The 15,876-nt window shown below is 65.3% G+C and carries 17 protein-coding genes and 1 tRNA gene; 9 read left to right on the top strand and 9 right to left on the bottom strand.

Features of this window, described 5'->3' with window-relative positions; translation table 11 throughout:
* From CVM52_RS11970 to CVM52_RS26590, 3 genes are all read left to right on the top strand, one after another.
* Positions 1-627 (top strand): ADP-dependent NAD(P)H-hydrate dehydratase (locus tag CVM52_RS11970; protein WP_133119834.1); only part of this gene is annotated, 627 nt, incomplete at its 5' end.
* A gap of 70 nt (positions 628-697) precedes the next feature.
* Positions 698-782 (top strand) — tRNA-Leu (locus CVM52_RS11965).
* A gap of 77 nt (positions 783-859) precedes the next feature.
* Positions 860-1,270, top strand: coding sequence for a hypothetical protein (locus tag CVM52_RS26590; protein WP_133119833.1), 411 nt, complete (start codon positions 860-862; stop codon positions 1,268-1,270).
* 58 nt (positions 1,271-1,328) lie between these two features.
* Here the strand turns inward: CVM52_RS26590 and CVM52_RS11960 are convergent, their stop codons facing one another.
* Genes CVM52_RS11960 through CVM52_RS11940 form a run of 5 tightly spaced genes read right to left on the bottom strand, consistent with a single transcriptional unit; the run spans position 1,329 to position 6,507 of the window.
* The gene (locus tag CVM52_RS11960) at positions 1,329-2,132 is read right to left on the bottom strand and encodes an alpha/beta fold hydrolase (RefSeq protein WP_100162727.1); all 804 of its coding nucleotides are present in this window, start codon (positions 2,130-2,132) and stop codon (positions 1,329-1,331) included.
* Complete coding sequence (gene allB / locus CVM52_RS11955; RefSeq protein ID WP_100162726.1) at positions 2,129-3,544, bottom strand: allantoinase AllB; 1,416 nt, start codon at positions 3,542-3,544, stop codon at positions 2,129-2,131. The genes CVM52_RS11960 and allB overlap by 4 nt, the downstream gene beginning before the upstream one ends.
* Positions 3,541-4,851, bottom strand: coding sequence for a TRAP transporter large permease (locus CVM52_RS11950; protein ID WP_100162725.1), 1,311 nt, complete (start codon positions 4,849-4,851; stop codon positions 3,541-3,543). Before CVM52_RS11950 ends, allB begins: the two co-directional genes overlap by 4 nt.
* Positions 4,844-5,464 carry a TRAP transporter small permease subunit gene (locus tag CVM52_RS11945; protein WP_172720988.1) on the bottom strand — a complete coding sequence of 207 codons (621 nt, stop codon included), beginning with the start codon at positions 5,462-5,464 and terminating at the stop codon, positions 4,844-4,846. Before CVM52_RS11945 ends, CVM52_RS11950 begins: the two co-directional genes overlap by 8 nt.
* On the bottom strand, positions 5,461-6,507 hold the full coding sequence (locus tag CVM52_RS11940; protein WP_172720987.1) for a TRAP transporter substrate-binding protein: 1,047 nt from the start codon (positions 6,505-6,507) through the stop codon (positions 5,461-5,463). The genes CVM52_RS11945 and CVM52_RS11940 overlap by 4 nt, the downstream gene beginning before the upstream one ends.
* Before the next feature lie 231 nt (positions 6,508-6,738).
* Here CVM52_RS11940 and CVM52_RS11935 point away from each other — a divergent pair, with 231 nt between their 5' ends.
* Positions 6,739-7,617, top strand: coding sequence for a helix-turn-helix domain-containing protein (locus CVM52_RS11935; RefSeq protein WP_100162722.1), 879 nt, complete (start codon positions 6,739-6,741; stop codon positions 7,615-7,617).
* Positions 7,618-7,970: 353 nt separating this feature from the next.
* Here CVM52_RS11935 and CVM52_RS11930 read toward each other — a convergent pair whose 3' ends face one another.
* The 4 genes from CVM52_RS11930 to CVM52_RS11915 all read right to left on the bottom strand — a co-directional run bounded on the left by CVM52_RS11930 (position 7,971) and on the right by CVM52_RS11915 (position 10,935).
* Positions 7,971-8,219, bottom strand: a complete 249-nt coding sequence (locus CVM52_RS11930; RefSeq protein WP_100162721.1) for a DUF6525 family protein — start codon at positions 8,217-8,219, stop codon at positions 7,971-7,973.
* Complete coding sequence (locus CVM52_RS11925) at positions 8,216-8,848, bottom strand: DUF1826 domain-containing protein (protein ID WP_100162731.1); 633 nt, start codon at positions 8,846-8,848, stop codon at positions 8,216-8,218. Before CVM52_RS11925 ends, CVM52_RS11930 begins: the two co-directional genes overlap by 4 nt.
* Before the next feature lie 75 nt (positions 8,849-8,923).
* Entirely contained in the window at positions 8,924-10,021 is a 1,098-nt protein-coding gene (locus CVM52_RS11920; RefSeq protein WP_100162720.1) for a CobW family GTP-binding protein, read from the bottom strand.
* On the bottom strand, positions 10,018-10,935 hold the full coding sequence (locus CVM52_RS11915; protein WP_100162719.1) for an NAD(P)/FAD-dependent oxidoreductase: 918 nt from the start codon (positions 10,933-10,935) through the stop codon (positions 10,018-10,020). Before CVM52_RS11915 ends, CVM52_RS11920 begins: the two co-directional genes overlap by 4 nt.
* 486 nt (positions 10,936-11,421) lie before the next feature.
* Between CVM52_RS11915 and CVM52_RS11910 the strand changes: the two genes are divergently transcribed.
* From CVM52_RS11910 to CVM52_RS11890, 5 genes are all read left to right on the top strand, one after another.
* Positions 11,422-11,667, top strand: coding sequence for a hypothetical protein (locus tag CVM52_RS11910; RefSeq protein ID WP_100162730.1), 246 nt, complete (start codon positions 11,422-11,424; stop codon positions 11,665-11,667).
* Positions 11,668-11,697: 30 nt separating this feature from the next.
* Positions 11,698-12,375, top strand: a complete 678-nt coding sequence (locus tag CVM52_RS11905) for an HAD family hydrolase (RefSeq protein ID WP_100162718.1) — start codon at positions 11,698-11,700, stop codon at positions 12,373-12,375.
* Between the two features lie 4 nt (positions 12,376-12,379).
* Entirely contained in the window at positions 12,380-13,342 is a 963-nt protein-coding gene (locus CVM52_RS11900) for a sugar-binding transcriptional regulator (RefSeq protein WP_240620948.1), read from the top strand.
* A gap of 141 nt (positions 13,343-13,483) precedes the next feature.
* On the top strand, positions 13,484-14,800 hold the full coding sequence (locus CVM52_RS11895; RefSeq protein ID WP_100162728.1) for an ABC transporter substrate-binding protein: 1,317 nt from the start codon (positions 13,484-13,486) through the stop codon (positions 14,798-14,800).
* 176 nt (positions 14,801-14,976) lie between these two features.
* Complete coding sequence (locus CVM52_RS11890) at positions 14,977-15,843, top strand: carbohydrate ABC transporter permease (protein ID WP_100162717.1); 867 nt, start codon at positions 14,977-14,979, stop codon at positions 15,841-15,843.
* The last annotated feature ends 33 nt before the right edge of the window (positions 15,844-15,876 follow it).

Below are 15,876 nucleotides of genomic sequence, written 5' to 3'. Positions count from 1 at the left end.
GGGGCCGCGGCGCTGGCGGAGCTGCTGGAGGATGCACGGTTCAACGCGCTCTGCCTGGGGCCGGGGCTGGGCACCGAGCGCGCGCGGGAGTTGGTGCCGGTGGCGTTGGGCGACCCCGCGCGCTCGGTGGTGCTGGACGCCGATGCGCTCACCGCGTTTGCTGAACAGCCCGAGGAGCTTTTCGCGATGCTGCATGACCGCTGCGTGCTGACCCCGCATGGCGGTGAATTTGCGCGGCTGTTCCCGGACATCGCGGAAAAGCTGAACGCAAAGCCGACGAAGGGCCCGGCCTATTCCAAGGTGGACGCCACCCGCGAGGCGGCGGCGCGGGCGGGATGCGTGGTGCTCTACAAGGGGCCCGATACGGTGATCGCCAAACCGGACGGTCGTTGTGCCGTCAACTCCGCCCATTACGACCGCGCTGCGCCCTGGCTGGCGACGGCGGGGGCGGGGGACGTGCTGGCCGGGTTCATCACCGGCCTGCTGGCGCGCAGATTTTCGGCGATGATGGCGGCGGAAACCGCCGCCTGGCTGCATGTGGAATGCGCCCGCAGCTTCGGCCCGGGCCTGATCGCCGAGGATCTGCCCGAGGAACTGCCCAAGGTGCTGCGCGCGCTGGCGGTCTGACGATTTCACGCTCGCATCCCGGATGAACCTTTGCTATTCAGCCGCGGCATGCGGGTCCGGCCCGCGTCGTGCGGGTGTGGCGGAATTGGTAGACGCACCAGATTTAGGTTCTGGCGCCGCAAGGCGTGGGGGTTCAAGTCCCTTCACCCGCACCAATCTATCCCATTGAATTAAAAGAAAACCCTTGCAGGAAAGGGGTTTTGTCCGTTTGACGGTTGCAAATGGCGCGCCCGTGGCGGGCAAGATCGGGCACCTGGTCAGCCACGCAGGGCGCGACCATGCCCGCCGGGTGGTGCCGACAGAACTGCGTGCCATTGTCGGTAAACCCGAGCTGCACACGCCATTGGGTTGTGAGCTTGCACTGGCGTTCAAGCCTGTTGCCGGGCACGTCAATTCTGGGCAAAGCGCGCTACCGCGTTCCTCGACCTCGGCCGACCGCGACTGGCTGCACATATTTCAGCGTTGCCGCCGGAAAGCCCGCTGGTCAGGCGTTGCCTTACTTGGCCGGTGTTTGTTGCAGGGTGCCGAGCCGCAGATTGGCCATTTGGGACGAGACCGTCGCCAAGGGCCGACCGCAGCAGCGGGAATGGCCAGAGCTGGGCGGAAGCCGAAGTTGGTCGAAGAGCGGTCGGTCATGCGCTGAGTTGGCACCGGCACGAAAGCGGCAAGCCCCGGCTTGGATCCTAAGCGACACAGGTCCGCTAGGAGGCCCGCGAAGCGTCCAGCTTGGTTGCAAACGCCGCCAGCGCCGCGGCGACCTCTACCGGGTGCTCCGGGAACATGGCGTGGCTTGCTCCGGCGATCAGCGCCACCGTGACCCGATCGGCGCCGAAGGCGTTGCGATACTGGCCTGCCAATTCCGCCGGGCAGGTGGGATCGCAATCGCCCTGGAGATCGAGCAGCGGGACGGATCGACCGCCGGATCGCCAAAGCGCGCGGGGTGTTCGGTCACCGGCGGCGCGCTGGAAGGGCGCCACCTCGGCATGCCAGCCCACCAGCCAGCACGTGGCGTCACTACCGGGCGCGAAGAACAGGCGTTGCAGGTGGCGCAGTCGCTCGGCCCGGTCGAGGCCAGTGTCGTGGCAGGCGGCGAGCGCGCGCCGCAGTTCGGGGCCAACCGCACCCTCGCGCGAGGCGGCGGCGAGCACTACGGCGCGGACAAGTTCGGGATGGCGGACCGCCAGGCCGCGCGCAACCCAGTTGCCGAAGGCGTGCCCGACCACGATGGCGGTGTCGCCGACCTCGCGGATCACCGCGGCGACGTCTTCCGCCATGTCGAAGAGCGTCATGCCCTCCAGCGGCCCGGTCGAGCCGCCGATGCCCCGCGGTTCGACGGCAATCGCCCGCCAGCCCCGTGCCGCGATCAGCTCGCCCACCGCAAGGAAGTCCCGGGCCGAGCGCGCCATCGACGGCAGGAAGACCATCGGGTCGCCACTGCCTGTGCAGAGGTATTCCACCTGGTGGCCGCCGGTGGCGACACAGCAAGATTGCCAGCCGGAGGTCACAGGGATGCCCGCTTGGTTTCGGCCTCCAGCGTCAGGTCGACATTTCGGGGAGCGGGGGCAGGCATCTCGGGGCGGATCATCCGTCCGGTGCCGGGCCTACCGACGAGCGCCCCTTCCGCGACGATCCGCTGCCCGCGGAGGTAAACATCCACCACGCGGCCCGCGGCCGGATGGCCGTGCCAGGCCGAGAAGGCGTGTTTCGAGTGCAGCATGGCGGCGTCGATGGCGCCGCGCCACGACAGATCGACGGCGACGATATCGGCATCCGCGCCGGGCGCCAGGCTGCCCTTGCGGGGGTAGAGGCCGAAGGCGCGGGCAGGGGCCTCGCTGGCAAGCCGGACATAGTCACAGAGCGCCAGCCGCCCGTCAGCCACGGCGGCCAGCATGACGCGCATCTGGGTTTCGACACCCACGATACCGCGTGCCACGTCCCAGATGGCCTCGCCCTGCTTTTCCTCGGGGGCATGCGGGGCGTGGTCGGTGGCCAGCAGGTCTATGGTGCCATCCCGCAGGGCCAGCCACAGGGCCTCCGCATCGTGCCGGCGACGGATCGGTGGATTGATCCGCAGGTGACCGCCTTGCCGTTCGAGATCCGCCTCGTCGAAGAACAGGTAATGCGGGCAGGTCTCGGCCGTCACCTCGACCCCGCGGGCCTTGGCGGCGCGGATCACCGGCAGCGATGCGGCGCAGCTTTCATGCGCGATGTGAAGCCGCGCTCCCGCCCATTCCGCGAAGGAGATGGCCCGGTGGGTCGCCTCGACGGCGGCCACGTCGGGCCGCGCGGCAAGATGGGCATGGGCGTCGGTGCGTCCCGCCTGTTTCAGCCTGCGGGCGCGGTATTCGAGGATCGAGGCATTCTCGGCATGCACCGTGGTGCGAATGCCGAGGGGGGCGAGGATCTCGAAGGCCTCGAGGATTGCGCCGTCCGAGGGCGACGGCAAATCGCCGGTGGTGTCGCACATGAAGCATTTGAATGCCGCCGCGCCCTCGTCCACCAGGGCGGAGAGGTGCGGCAGGCTCTTCTCGTCGAGCAGCCCATAGAGGCCGAAATCGACATGCGAGGCCGCCTCGGCGATGGCGCGCTTGGCGCCGAAGGCCTGGGCTGTGGCCGGGGCCGGATCGGTGTTGGGCATGTCCAGCACGGTGGTCACGCCGCCCATCGCCGCGGCGGCCGAGCCGCTCTGCCAATCCTCCTTGTAGGTGTATCCGGGGTCGCGAAAATGCACATGCGGGTCGACGAGCCCGGGCAGAAGATGCAGGCCCGAGACATCCTCGACATGCGCCGCGTTGCCCAGCGTTCCGGGCAGTCCGACAGCGGCGATGCGGCCGTCGGAGATCCCTATGTCGCCGGGCCGGGCACGTTCCGGCGTCACGATGGTGCCGCCCTTCAGGACGAGGTCGAAAGATTTCATTTGAACAATTGCTCCGGTAGCCAGAGGGCAAGTTCGGGCACGTAGACCACGAGGATCGTGACCAGCCCGAGGATGAGGACGAAGGGCATGACGCCGACCATCACGTCGCCGATGCCACGGCCCGGGCCGCGGATGCCCTGAACGACGTAGAGGTTCATGCCGACCGGCGGGGTGATCAGCGCCAGCTCTGCCATCAGCGTGAGGAAGATACCCAGCCACACCGGGTCAAAGCCCAGACCGATCACCAGCGGAAAGACGATGGGGATGGTTGTCACGATCAGCGACAGCGCCTCTAGCATGCAGCCCAGCAGCAGGTACAGCAGGATCAGCACCCAGATGGTCTGCATCGCGGTCAGATTCATGCCGTCGATCCAGCGCGCGATGGCTTGCGGCACGCCGAGGACGCTCAGCACGAAGTTCAGGAAGAATGCCGCGACCACGATCAAGAGCACCATCCCGGTCGTCCGCACCGTGGCTCGGAAGGCGGCGTGCAGCATCGCAAGGTTCAACTTGCCGAAGGCGGCCGCGATCGCGAGGGCAAAAAGCACGCCAAGCGCCGCGGCCTCGGTGGGGGTGGCGAAGCCGAAATAGATGCTGCCCATGATCAGGGCAAAGATCGCGGCGGGCGGCAGCAGGTGCAGCAAAAGCATAATCCGCCGCGCCAGCGCCAGAGTCTCGGTCTCGTGGCCTGCGGCCTCGGGCCGGCGGAGACATTGCACGGCGATCAGGGCCATGAAGGCCAGCGTCAGAACCAGCCCCGGCACGACCCCTGCCGCGAACAGGCGCCCGACCGAGGTGTCAGTCATCGCGCCGTAGACAATGAGGTTGATCGACGGCGGGATCAGGATGCCCAGCGTTCCCCCGGCGGCGATCGAACCGAGGACCAGCCGCTCGTCATATCCCCGCTGGCGGAAGGTTGGCAGGGCGACGGTGCCCACCGTGGCCGCGGTTGCGATGGACGAGCCGGAGGTCGCGGCAAAAAGGGCGCTGGCGGCGATGTTGGCATGAATCAGTCGGCCGGGCAGCCAGTCGACCCATGCGGCAATGGCCGAATACATGCGCTCGCTGATGCCGCTCCGCAGCAGCACCTCGCCCATCAGCAGGAAAAGCGGCACCGAGACCAGGATGAAGTCGTTCTGCGTTTCCCAGGCGAGGTTGCCGATGTTGAGGATGAGCGGCAGACCCAGGGTGGCCGCGGCGGTGATCAGTCCGATGCCGAACATGATAAGCGCGACGTGCAGGCCCAGCGCCCCGCCGATGACGAGGGCGGCGACAAAGAAGGCCGAGAACAGCGCGGGATCAACCATTTCGGATCACGTTGGCGTTGTCGGCGGCCATTGCCTGAAGCTCGGTTTCGGCGGCTTCTTCGGCTGTTTCGATGCCCCAGGTATCGGCGGCACCGGCCGCGTCCCCTGACACGGCGCGGCGGGCAGCCTGGATTGTCCCAAGTGCAGCAACCAACGCCAATGTGACATAGGCCGCAGCCCAAAGCGCCTGCGGCAGCACCAGCGGGGTTTGCAGCGGCGTGGGGGCATGGGCCCCCATCGCCAGCGATTCCTGCACCACTGCAAGCGCGCGCCAGGCGAAGATGCCCGCCATCAAGCCGAACGTGCCCAGCGCCAGGATGTTGAGCCAGGCCTGAGCGCCAAGCGGCAGCCGCTTGACAGCCAGATCGATCCGCACATGGGCACGGTTCACCAGCGCCACGATGAAGCCGATGCTGGACACCGCGGCGAGGGTATAGCCGCCGATCTCATCGGCGCCCTGGATCGAGAAGCCCAGTAACTTCCGGGCCACGACCTCGACTCCGATCAGGACCGAAAGAAGAACCAGCCCCCAGCCGGCCAGCACGGACAGCATGTCCGTGCCGGCCTGAACCGCCTCCAGCGATCTGGAAGGTCTGTCCGGGGCGGACGTCATTCGACCTGCATCCCGACGACCGGCCCAACCACCTCGTTCCAGGTCGCCGAACATTCCGGCCATACGGCGTCGCAGGATTCGGCCCAGGAAGGCAGCACAACCTCAAGGGTCGCTGTTCTCAGTGCCTCAAGGTCTTCTTCCTGGATCTCGGTCAGTTTCATCTGCGCCGGCGTGCCACGGGTGCAGGTGCCTTGCCCGGTATTGCAGTTCACGCCATCGGCAAAACTGTCAACGGCCAGCGCCCACATGTCATCCTCAAGTTGCTTCATCGATTCGACCAGCAGGGTCTGGTCGGCCTCGGAGAGCTGATCGAGGAAGGCATTGTTGACCACATGGGCCTGGATGCCCCAGCCGATCGAAAGCGGGTAAATGGTATCGGTCACTTCGAACCATTTCGCGGTATTGCCCGAGAGCGTCGCGGTGATTCCGCAATCGGCCACGCCACGCTGCAGGCCGGGATACACCTCGGAGAACGACATGGTGACCGGCGTGCCGCCGAAATACTCGATCAATTGCGCCATCGCCGGGGTGAAAGAGCGCACTTTCTTGCCCTTCAGGTCCGACAAGCCGGTCAACTCGCCCTTGCAGAAGAACACCTGGCCCGGAAACGGCCACAGCGCGAGGACGGTGGCATCGTATTTCTCGGCAAGGCGCGTCGAGAAGGTGTCGCGCCAGGCATCGACGACCTTGCGCGACAACTCGAGATCGGGCGCGATCCCCGGCAGATCGAGTCCGAGCACAAAGGGCTCGTCGCCGCTTACATATCCAAGCTGGATCGCCATCACGTCGAAGATGCCGAGCTTGAGCATCCGCATCGCGTCGAACCCGCTGAGCCCAACCTCGTCCGAAGTCCGAAACTCGACCGCGAGCCGTCCGTCGAATTTCTCGGGCAAGTCTTCGAAAAACGGGCGTTCGATTTCGCTGCTCTGCAGCTGGTTGCTGAAGGTGCCAAGCGCCGTGAGCTGGTGCTCGGCCGCCATGGCGGCGGCGGGAAGCGCGGCAAGCCCCAGGCTGCCGAGTATCCGCGCGAAGGTGTTGTTCATCATACACTCCCGAATGTTGGTTCGTTGGGTTGGCTGGCATCGAAACGATGCAGCATTTTTGCACATACCTGCATCGCAGACCAAAAAGGCGGCATGATCAATTTCAAAAATTGAGATTTGTCTTGTCTGCTGAGACTCGGCAGTTTCTGCTTGTTTTGCTTGGAAATGAGCGCTCACTATCTGTGCATTCGCACTGTTTTGAACGAGATCTGAGACGAAAGGCAGGCTGTCTTGGAAGAACTTCGGGTTACGGGACAACGGCTGCGCGCCTTCCGGATCGGCGCCGGTCTTTCGGCCGAGGACCTTGCGGACAAGCTGCGGGTGTCGCGCGCCACCATCTACCGGCTCGAAAGCGCCGGCGTCGCCCGGCTCGACATGGTGCGCCGGATCGCCGACCTGCTGAATGTCAGCATTGCCGCGTTGCTCGGGTCCGAGGTCGAATACATCAAGACGGCGCTCGTCTATTTCGAACGCCTGCGCCAGATCGAGGCTCAGGTGGATTGGAGCTTCGTGGCGTTCGGCCCGGTTTCCTACCTGCTCACAAGCGATGAATACGACATCATGCTGCGGCAGTCGCTGCTGGACCGGATCCCCGCATCCGAGCCCGACCCGGCGGGCGCGCGCACCGCGATCCGCAAGCTGATGCGGATCCTCGCCAGCCGCAAACACGATTTCTCGCAGCGGCGGCCGCGGATCAGCAACCTGTTATCCATCTCGGACCTGCGGGAATTCGCCCGCTGGGGCCTGAGTGGCCCGGACGACTATCGCCCGGGCCACACCGCGTTTGCGGATGCGGCCCGGCGGGAACTGGAGTTGATCATCCGGCTGATCGAACACCCGCCGCTTGGCATCCAGATCGGCGTGTCGCGCGAGTACCTGCCGACAACGAGTTTCAACATTCTGCGCGGCCCCGCCGAGACCACGGTTACCGTCAGCCCGTTCCGCCTGGGGCCGCGCCCGAATGTCCGCCAGGGGGTGGCGACGATCTCGGCCGCGCGCGACGCGGTGCGGCTCTATTCCGAATTGGCGGATGACCTCTGGTCCACCGCGGCCATGGGGAGGGAGGCCGCGGATTTGCTGCGGAAAGAGGTCTTGGCGGCCAGTGGTTAGTGCCTATGCCTGCGTCGGTGGCGCGGTCTGTCGGCGGCGCCGGGCCAACCGCGGCGGCGGCCACGGCCGGGCTGATCCCGGCATCCGCTTGGTGGACGACGTGCTGTGCGATCGCGCGCGAGGTCAGGAACCAGACGGCATCGCCCGCCTGGTGCCAGCGGATGCGTCGCGCCACAACCGCACCCGGACGGTGCGGCGCCTGGCCCCAACCGGCCCGATGCCCCTGCCACGGATCGGGGCATCACTGAGGTACCGGGCTGGTTCGGAACCAGTGGCGGTACATACGCCGGCGTTCTATGCGTGAGTCCGTGCCACAGGGAAATAGGACCCGTCGAAGGCCGCGGCCCGCAACGTCAAGGCCGGTGGCAAAACCGGTCGCGCGACAGGGTAAGCGCCTCGGCCCGGTCCAGCCGGGCAAGAATGGCTTCGGGCGAGTCACCCTGATCTCGGGCACGCCGCCAGATCCGAAGGCAAGAGGCCGGCGACCAGGGCAGCGCCGCCTGCGCCACCCAGGCGCGCAGCGGGCCGGGCAGGGCGTCATAGGTCTGCATCGGGTTCGCCCGGCGGCGGCGCTGCAGCGAGGTTGCGAGGTTGCGGCTCAAATCTCGTCCTCCGGGTCATCCACCGGATCGAGCGCCAGCATCAGCCGGGTTTCGCCACTGCCCGCGATCGGCGGGGAGCGGTGCAGCAGGCCCGGATCGGGAGAGGCCGGCCAGAGCGTGCCGCGCAGGATCAGCGGCGAACCGGTTGGCACCGTGTGGATCACCTCCGGTTCGCTGGCATCGCCCAGCCCGTATTGCGTGCCGGTGCCGCGATAGGTGCAGACCAGCCGCGCCTGCACGCGGTCGATGTGGAACCGGCGGCAGGCATCGGTGGTCACCGGCTCAAGACGCAGGCGAAGCCAGCGCGCCCCGATCAGCGCGTGGAAGATATCGGCCAGCGCGGCGATGTCATCCGCCAGCAGATCCTTCTGCGGGCCGTCCGGGGTGCCGGCGATGTCGCAGGCGGCTTCGACCGCATCACGCACCGCGTCGGGGCGCAGGATGGTCCGGGTTCTGGGGAGGTGGTCGGGGGCGAGACCGTCGATCCAGCTTTGGAACCCGGCCAACGGGCGCCGCTGCCAGATCACCCCGCCGATCCCGGCCGAGCGGATGGCGGCCATTTCTTCCGGTGCGCGCACGATCAGCACACCGGCCGTCGCGCCTGGCGCGATGCTGGAGTGCAGGGTCATGCCGCCCCCTCCGAACATTCGGGGTCCATGTGCCGCGTCGCATCTTTCGCCGAAAGCCCCGGGCGGAAGCGTCGATCACATCTCACGCATCGTCTCCTTCTGGTCCGCGCTTGCAACCTGGTCGCGGGGAAGCCGCGCCCGCAGCATGTCGAGGCTGCGCCGGAGTTCGGGCCGGGATATGTCGCGCGCGATGACGACAATCCGCGACCGTCGGTCCGCGCCGGTCCAGTTGGTCAGCGGCACCGGCCTTTCGAAAACATGCTGGACACCATGAACGACAAAGGGCTTTTCCATATTCGTGAGAAACACGATCCCCTTGATCCGCAGGATATCGGGGCCGCGCAGCGCGATAAGCGTGTCCAGCCAGATATCGAAAACCTCGTCCGGGATCGGATCGTCCAGCACGATCGAGGCGGTGCCGATCCGGGCGTCATGCGGCGCTGTGGGCAGGGAGGGCCCGGGCTGCGCCGCGAAGCCCGAGAGATTGGCGAAAGGATCGCTGGAGGGGGCGGGTGCCGAGGCCCAGGCCAATGCGGTTTCAGGGGCCGCATCGATTTTGTTGCCGCTCAACCCCCAGAGCTGATCCGAAATGTCTTTGCCCCGCACGCTGTGCAGGATCCGGGCGCCCGGGTTCAGCCCCCGCAGGCGTTCTTCCATAACTATGACGTCTTCGGGCGCTGCCAGATCGGTCTTGCTGAGCACGATCAGGTCCGCCATCGCGGCCTGCGACACCGCTTCGAACTGGCTGTCCAGGGTGGCGCGGCCGTTGACGGCATCGGCAAGGGTGACAAGGCCATCCAGGCGGACGGCCCTGGCGAGAACGGGGTCGACCGTCAGCGTCTGCAGGATGGGCCCCGGATCGGCAAGGCCGGTGGTTTCGATCACAATCCGGTCAAAACTGGTGCCGCCGCTGTCGCGCCGCGCCATGAGGTCGGCAATGGTCTGGGACAGATCGCCCCGGATGGAGCAGCAGAGGCAGCCGGATTGCATGAGGATCACGTCCTCACTCACGGATTCGATCAGGTCGTGATCCAGCCCGGCCTCGCCGAATTCGTTGACGATCACGGCAATCCGCCCGGCGGAATTATCCGCCAGCACTGCGTTCAACAGCGTGGTTTTCCCGGCCCCCAGGAAGCCGGTCAGCAACGTCACGGGAAGGCGTGGATCGGTCATGCTGCGGCTTTTTCCAAGGGTTGGATGAAGTCGGGGAACAGCAGCGACTGGTGGCAGCCGATCCCGGCCCGCGTGCCGTCGCCAACCGCGAAATTCAAGTTCCACATCGGGCTGGACAGGTCGCCGGCGGCGAAGACCCCGGCAATATCGGTCTGTTGCATCGGGCCGACCCGGACGAAGGGCCCCATGGGGCCATCGGCAAGGCCGACACCAAGGGTCTCCGCCGGCGTGCCCGACAGATCCACGGCGGGGGCCAGGAACAGGGCGGCAAATTCGGCCTCCGGCCCGTCTGCGAGGCGCAGTTGCACCGTATCCTCACCGGCAATCGAGACCGGCTTGCGGCGTTCGATTTTTATGCCGGCAGCTTCCAGCGCAGCGATGTCCAGGCCTTCCGCGCCGTTCACCAGCAGCGTGACATCATCGCTCCAGTCGGCGCGGAGTATCTGCGCCTGGTGCGCCGCCATCGCAGAGCTGGCCAGCACCGCCAGGGGTCGGCCCTTGACCTCGTAGCCGTGGCAATAGGGGCAGTGCAGGACGGTGCGCCCCCAGCCTTCGGCGAGACCCGGAAGTTCGGGAAGCCGATCGCGCAGGCCATGGGCCAGGATGATGCGCCGCGCCTGGACCTCCTGACCCGCGTCGGTGCTCAGCGTGAAAGTGTCGAGGCCGCCTTTGACAGCGACCACCCGGCCTTCGACGATCCTTGCTGTCGGATAGGCGGAAAGGTCGGCCCGGAAGCGGGCCAGGATCTCGGCAGGGGCGACGCCATCCCAGCCGGGGATGCCATGGGCGGCGGGTGATGTCCGGTTGCGGGGGCGACCGTCATCGATGACCACCACCGACCGGCTGGCGCGACACAGCTGTAGCGCTGCGCTGAGACCTGCAAAGCTTCCTCCGACGATGGCGGTATCGATCATGGCGTTCTCACTCTGATTCCGGGGGCACCGATGCCAGCTGGACGGTACGGACCGATGGGAGGTCCCGGTGATTTCCTGACGTTCCCATCTGCGCTTGGTGTGACATGTTATAACGTTCGGTATACGTTATCTTATAACATAAATTCTGTGCAAGCAGGAATCCCGCGCCGCCGCCAATATTCGGTTATCGCGGATCGGATCATTTGCGCGCGGCTGATCCCGGGGACGCAGAGGCCCAAGGTGCGGTTGCGCAGCCTTTTGCCGCGCTAGCAGCCACGGGGAATAGCTTGAGGTATTGTTAGCAGGAGTGTGAAATCATCATGTCTGTCTTGCCCGAGGTTCGCGGGATGTGCGCCATACCCAACACGGCGTTTCAGCCCCGGTGCAGGTCGTGTGACGCCCGGTCAGGCAGGTCGGTCTTGTTTGGCTCGGGCTTAGATGCGATCACTCGGGACGACATGGAATGATTTGGTCGAGGAGAAAGACGTGAAGAAAACCATCGCAATCACCGTCGCGGCGACCGCCGTGCTGATCTCCTCGGGATGCTCCCGCGCACAATATGAGACCGAACCGGTTGTGTTGCAGTCCGCGCAGGGGCCGGTCACCTGCCAGCTCTACACGAAAGAGCGGGTGCTCTGGGATCAGGCGATCAGCCATCCCGAATCAATGACGCGGGAGGCCGCGGACCAGATCTGCCAGGCGGAAGGGCAGCGTATGAAGGACGCCGGCTGAGCCTGATCCGCGCCGCTGGGACCAGGCGCGATGCCCCCCGAATATGATCAGATTGACCTCGTCATCTTCGATTGCGATGGCGTTCTGGTCGACAGCGAAGGGATCAGCGCGGCGGTGCTGACCGAGGAACTGGCCCGGTTCGGGGTCACGATCACGCCGGAGTTCGTGCGCGACTATTGCCTCGGCCGCAGCTTTCCCACCGTGGCGCGGTCGATCCGTGGCATGTTCGACCTGCAACTGCCCGAGGATTTCGAGGCGCGATATCGCGCGGTTCTGCTGCAGCGCTACGAGTGTGAGCTGAAGACCACGGAAGGCATCGAAACGGTGCTGACGCGCCTGGACCGGGCGGCTTGCGTCGCCACCAGTTCCAGTTCGCCGAGGGTGAAGAAGACGCTGCAACTAACCGGTTTGGATCGTTTCTTTGGCGATCGGGTCTTCACCGCGTCGATGGTGGCGCGGGGCAAGCCGGCGCCGGACCTGTTCCTGCACGCGGCGCGCGAGATGGGCGTGGATCCGGGCCGCACACTGGTGATCGAGGACAGCCAGCCGGGGGTCCGGGCCGGGCAGGCGGCGGGCATGGAGGTGGTGCTGTTTGCCGGCGGGACGCACCTGCACGGAGTCGACCGCGCTAGCTTTGGCACGATCAAAATCTTTGACAGCTGGGCCGATTTCCCACAAGAACTGCTGCGCAGAAGGGATTCCGACTGAAGCGGTGAGCATCGAACCTCCAAAGGCCTTGCCGTCCCGACTGGACGATGCCGCGCGTGCTGCGTGGCTGTATTACGTCGCGGGCAACACGCAGGACGAGATCGCGCGCAAACTGGGCGTGTCGCGCCAGACCGCGCAGCGGCTGGTGTCACTTGCGGTGGGCGAGCGTCTGGTCAAGGTGCGCATCGATCATCCCATCGGCGCCTGCATGGATCTGGCCGAGGGGCTGAGGCAACGCTATGGCCTGCGCTATTGCGACGTGGTGCCATCCGATCCGGATGCGCCCGACCTGCTGACCGGCGTCGCCATTGCCGCCGCCTCCGAGCTCGAGCGCCAGCTGAAGTCGCCCGAGCCGAAGATCATCGCGCTGGGGACCGGTCGGGCGCTGAAAGCCGTGGTGCAGCAAGTGCCGCGTATGTCCTGCCCGCAACACAAGATCGTGTCGCTGTTGGGCAATATGATGTGGGACGGTTCGGCGACGCCCTATAACGCCACCTTCGGCCTGGCCGATGTCACCGGCGCCAAGCAATACCCCTATCCGCTGCCGGTGGTGGCGCGCGATGTCGAAGAGCTGCAGGTGATGATGCAGCAGGAGACAGTGCGCCTTACCCTGGAGCTGTGCGCGAAAGCCGATTTTACCCTGGTCGGTATCGGCCAGATGGATGACTCGGCTCCGCTGAAGGTGGATGGCTTTCTGACCGGAGCGGAGTGGGAGGAAACCCAGCGCGCCGGGGCGGCAGGCGAGATCACCAGTTGGGCCTATGACGACAACGGCCAGTTGCTTGACACGCCGTTTTCACGCCGCGTTGCAAGTGCCCCGTTGCCCGAACCGGGGGCAAGGAGTATTACTGCAGTAGCGGTCGGCCAAGCCAAGGTCCGTGCTATCTGCGCCGCCCTGAAAGGGCGGCTTATCGACGGGCTGATCACCTCCGAAGCGACCGCTCGGGCGGTTCTGGATCAAAGCTAGTCCAGATAAATAATAAGAATCAGTAGGTTAAGAGTTCTTTTTGCTGAGGAGTCACCTTGGCTGTTGACGATTCGCATTTTGTTGTCGAATATTTGCGCGTCGAGTGGGCATTTGCTCACACCGGACGAATGGGAGGACTTCATGACCAAGACGATGCGAGCGCTTCTGGGCGCCACCGCCCTATGTGCCACGGCGCACGTGGCCGCGGCCCAGGACACCACCCTGACCATCGCCACCGTAAACAATGGCGACATGATCCGTATGCAGGGGCTGACCGAAGATTTCACCGCGAAACATCCCGATATCGCGCTGGAATGGGTGACCCTTGAGGAAAACGTGCTGCGTCAGCGGGTGACCACCGACATCGCGACAAATGGCGGGCAGTTCGACGTGATGACCATCGGCACCTACGAGGTTCCGATCTGGGGCGCGCAGGACTGGCTGGTGCCGTTGGACGACATGCCCGCCGACTGGGATGCCGATGATATCCTGCCGGCCATCGCCGGCGGCCTGACCGTCGAGGGCAAGCTCTATGCCGCGCCGTTCTATGGCGAAAGCTCGATGGTCATGTACCGCACCGACCTGATGGAAGAGGCCGGCCTGGACATGCCCGACGCGCCGACCTGGGATTTCATCAAGGAAGCCGCGGCGGCGATGACCGACAAGGAGAACGAGATCTACGGCATCTGCCTGCGCGGCAAAGCCGGTTGGGGCGAGAACATGGCCTTCCTAAGCGCGATGTCCAATTCCTTCGGCGCGCGCTGGTTCGACGAGGACTGGACCCCGCAATTCGACACCGAAGAGTGGAAGACCACGCTGAACTTCTACCTGGACCTGTTGAACAACTACGGACCTCCGGGGGCAGCCAATAACGGCTTTAACGAGAACCTCGCGCTGTTCCAGCAGGGCAAGTGCGGCATGTGGATCGACGCCACCGTCGCGGCCTCGTTCGTGACCAACCCCAATGACTCCGAAGTGGCCGACCGCGTCGGCTTTGCGCTGGCGCCCGATAACGGCCTGGGCAAGCGGGGCAACTGGCTGTGGGCCTGGTCGCTGGCCATTCCTGCCGGCACCGATGCGCCTGAGGCCGCCAAGACCTTTGTCGCTTGGGCCACATCGAAGGCCTATACCGAACTGGTCGCCTCCAAAGAGGGCTGGGCCAACGTCCCGCCGGGCACGCGCAAGTCGCTTTACGACAATCAGGAATATCTGGACGCGGCCCCGTTTGCCAAGATGACCTTGGAATCGATCAATGCCGCCGATCCGACCAGCCCGACGGTTGATCCGGTTCCCTATACCGGGGTGCAATTCGTGGCCATTCCCGAATTTTCCGGGATCGGGACCCTTGTGGGGCAGGAATTCTCGGCTGCTCTGGCCGGTCAGCAATCCGCAGAAGAGGCTCTGGAAAAAGCCCAGGATCTGACCATGGAAGAGATGGAGGCGGCGGGCTATCGCTAGCCCTGCCTCTTCGGGCGGGACCGTCCCCTCTGGTCCTGCCCGTTTGCGCCGCCCGGCCATTGGCCGGCTTGGCATATGCCGCGCGCTGCCGGTTCGATCCCGGCCCCAAACCGGACTGGCCAGCAAGACATCCTTGATAACCCGGTAGAGGTTCGAGGAACTGCGAGGAGACACCCATGGCAACCCAGCACTCAAAATCCGCCGCGCGCCTGATGATGGCGCCCGCCGTCATCTTCCTCTTGGGGTGGATGCTGGTGCCGCTGATCATGACGCTGTACTTCTCGTTCCTCGACTACCGGCCGATGCGCGGGGTCTTCGACTGTTGCGTCGGGTTCAGCAATTACGAACGCTTCGTCACCTCGTCTTCCTTCTTGGACAGCATCGTCACCACGCTGATCATGGTGGGGGGGATCCTGTTGATCACCGTCATCGGCGGGATCCTGTTGGCGCTGCTTCTGGATCAACCATTCTGGGGGCAGGGCGTGGTGCGCATCCTGGTCATCGCACCGTTCTTCGTGATGCCCACCGTTTCGGCGCTGGTCTGGAAGAACATGTTCATGAACCCGGTAAACGGGCTGTTCGCGCATCTGTTCAAATTCCTCGGCCTGCCACCAATCGATTTCCTGACCGAGGCGCCACTGTTCTCGATCATCCTGATCGTGTCCTGGCAATGGCTGCCTTTCGCCACGCTGATCCTGCTGACCGCGATCCAGTCGCTGGACAGCGAACAGCTTGAGGCGGCGGAAATGGACGGGGCGCCGGTGCTGGCGCGGTTCTTCTACATCATCCTGCCGCACCTGGCACGGGCGATCACTGTGGTGGTCCTGATCCAGACAATCTTTCTGCTGTCGATCTTTGCCGAGATCTTCGTCACCACCAACGGCGCCTTCGGCACCAGGACGCTGACCTACCTGGTCTACCAGCGGGTGCTGGAAAGCCAGAATATCGGCCTGGGATCGGCCGGCGGCATCATCGCGGTGATCCTGGCCAATATCGTCGCCATCTTCCTGATGCGCATCGTTGGGAAGAACCTCGATGCATAGCGCGGCGGGGAGCGACGGGAGCGTGGAGGTCGC

Origin of the sequence: Pseudooceanicola lipolyticus, assembly GCF_002786325.1 — a bacterium.
GTDB lineage: Bacteria > Pseudomonadota > Alphaproteobacteria > Rhodobacterales > Rhodobacteraceae > Pseudooceanicola_C > Pseudooceanicola_C lipolyticus.
Note: the sequence above shows the minus strand (reverse complement) of the source record. Positions and strands in the feature narration are given on the sequence as shown.

What these genes read in the sequence shown, in the direction of transcription:
- allB (WP_100162726.1), bottom strand. Translation starts at nt 3,544, where the DNA reads ATGAAATCTTTCGACCTCGTCCTGAAGGGCGGCACCATCGTGACGCCG.
- CVM52_RS11950 (WP_100162725.1), bottom strand. Translation starts at nt 4,851, where the DNA reads ATGGTTGATCCCGCGCTGTTCTCGGCCTTCTTTGTCGCCGCCCTCGTC.
- CVM52_RS11945 (WP_172720988.1), bottom strand. Translation starts at nt 5,464, where the DNA reads ATGACGTCCGCCCCGGACAGACCTTCCAGATCGCTGGAGGCGGTTCAG.
- CVM52_RS11940 (WP_172720987.1), bottom strand. Translation starts at nt 6,507, where the DNA reads ATGAACAACACCTTCGCGCGGATACTCGGCAGCCTGGGGCTTGCCGCG.
- CVM52_RS11925 (WP_100162731.1), bottom strand. Translation starts at nt 8,848, where the DNA reads ATGACCCTGCACTCCAGCATCGCGCCAGGCGCGACGGCCGGTGTGCTG.
- CVM52_RS11920 (WP_100162720.1), bottom strand. Translation starts at nt 10,021, where the DNA reads ATGACCGATCCACGCCTTCCCGTGACGTTGCTGACCGGCTTCCTGGGG.
- CVM52_RS11915 (WP_100162719.1), bottom strand. Translation starts at nt 10,935, where the DNA reads ATGATCGATACCGCCATCGTCGGAGGAAGCTTTGCAGGTCTCAGCGCA.
- CVM52_RS11905 (WP_100162718.1), top strand. Translation starts at nt 11,698, where the DNA reads ATGCCCCCCGAATATGATCAGATTGACCTCGTCATCTTCGATTGCGAT.
- CVM52_RS11895 (WP_100162728.1), top strand. Translation starts at nt 13,484, where the DNA reads ATGACCAAGACGATGCGAGCGCTTCTGGGCGCCACCGCCCTATGTGCC.
- CVM52_RS11890 (WP_100162717.1), top strand. Translation starts at nt 14,977, where the DNA reads ATGGCAACCCAGCACTCAAAATCCGCCGCGCGCCTGATGATGGCGCCC.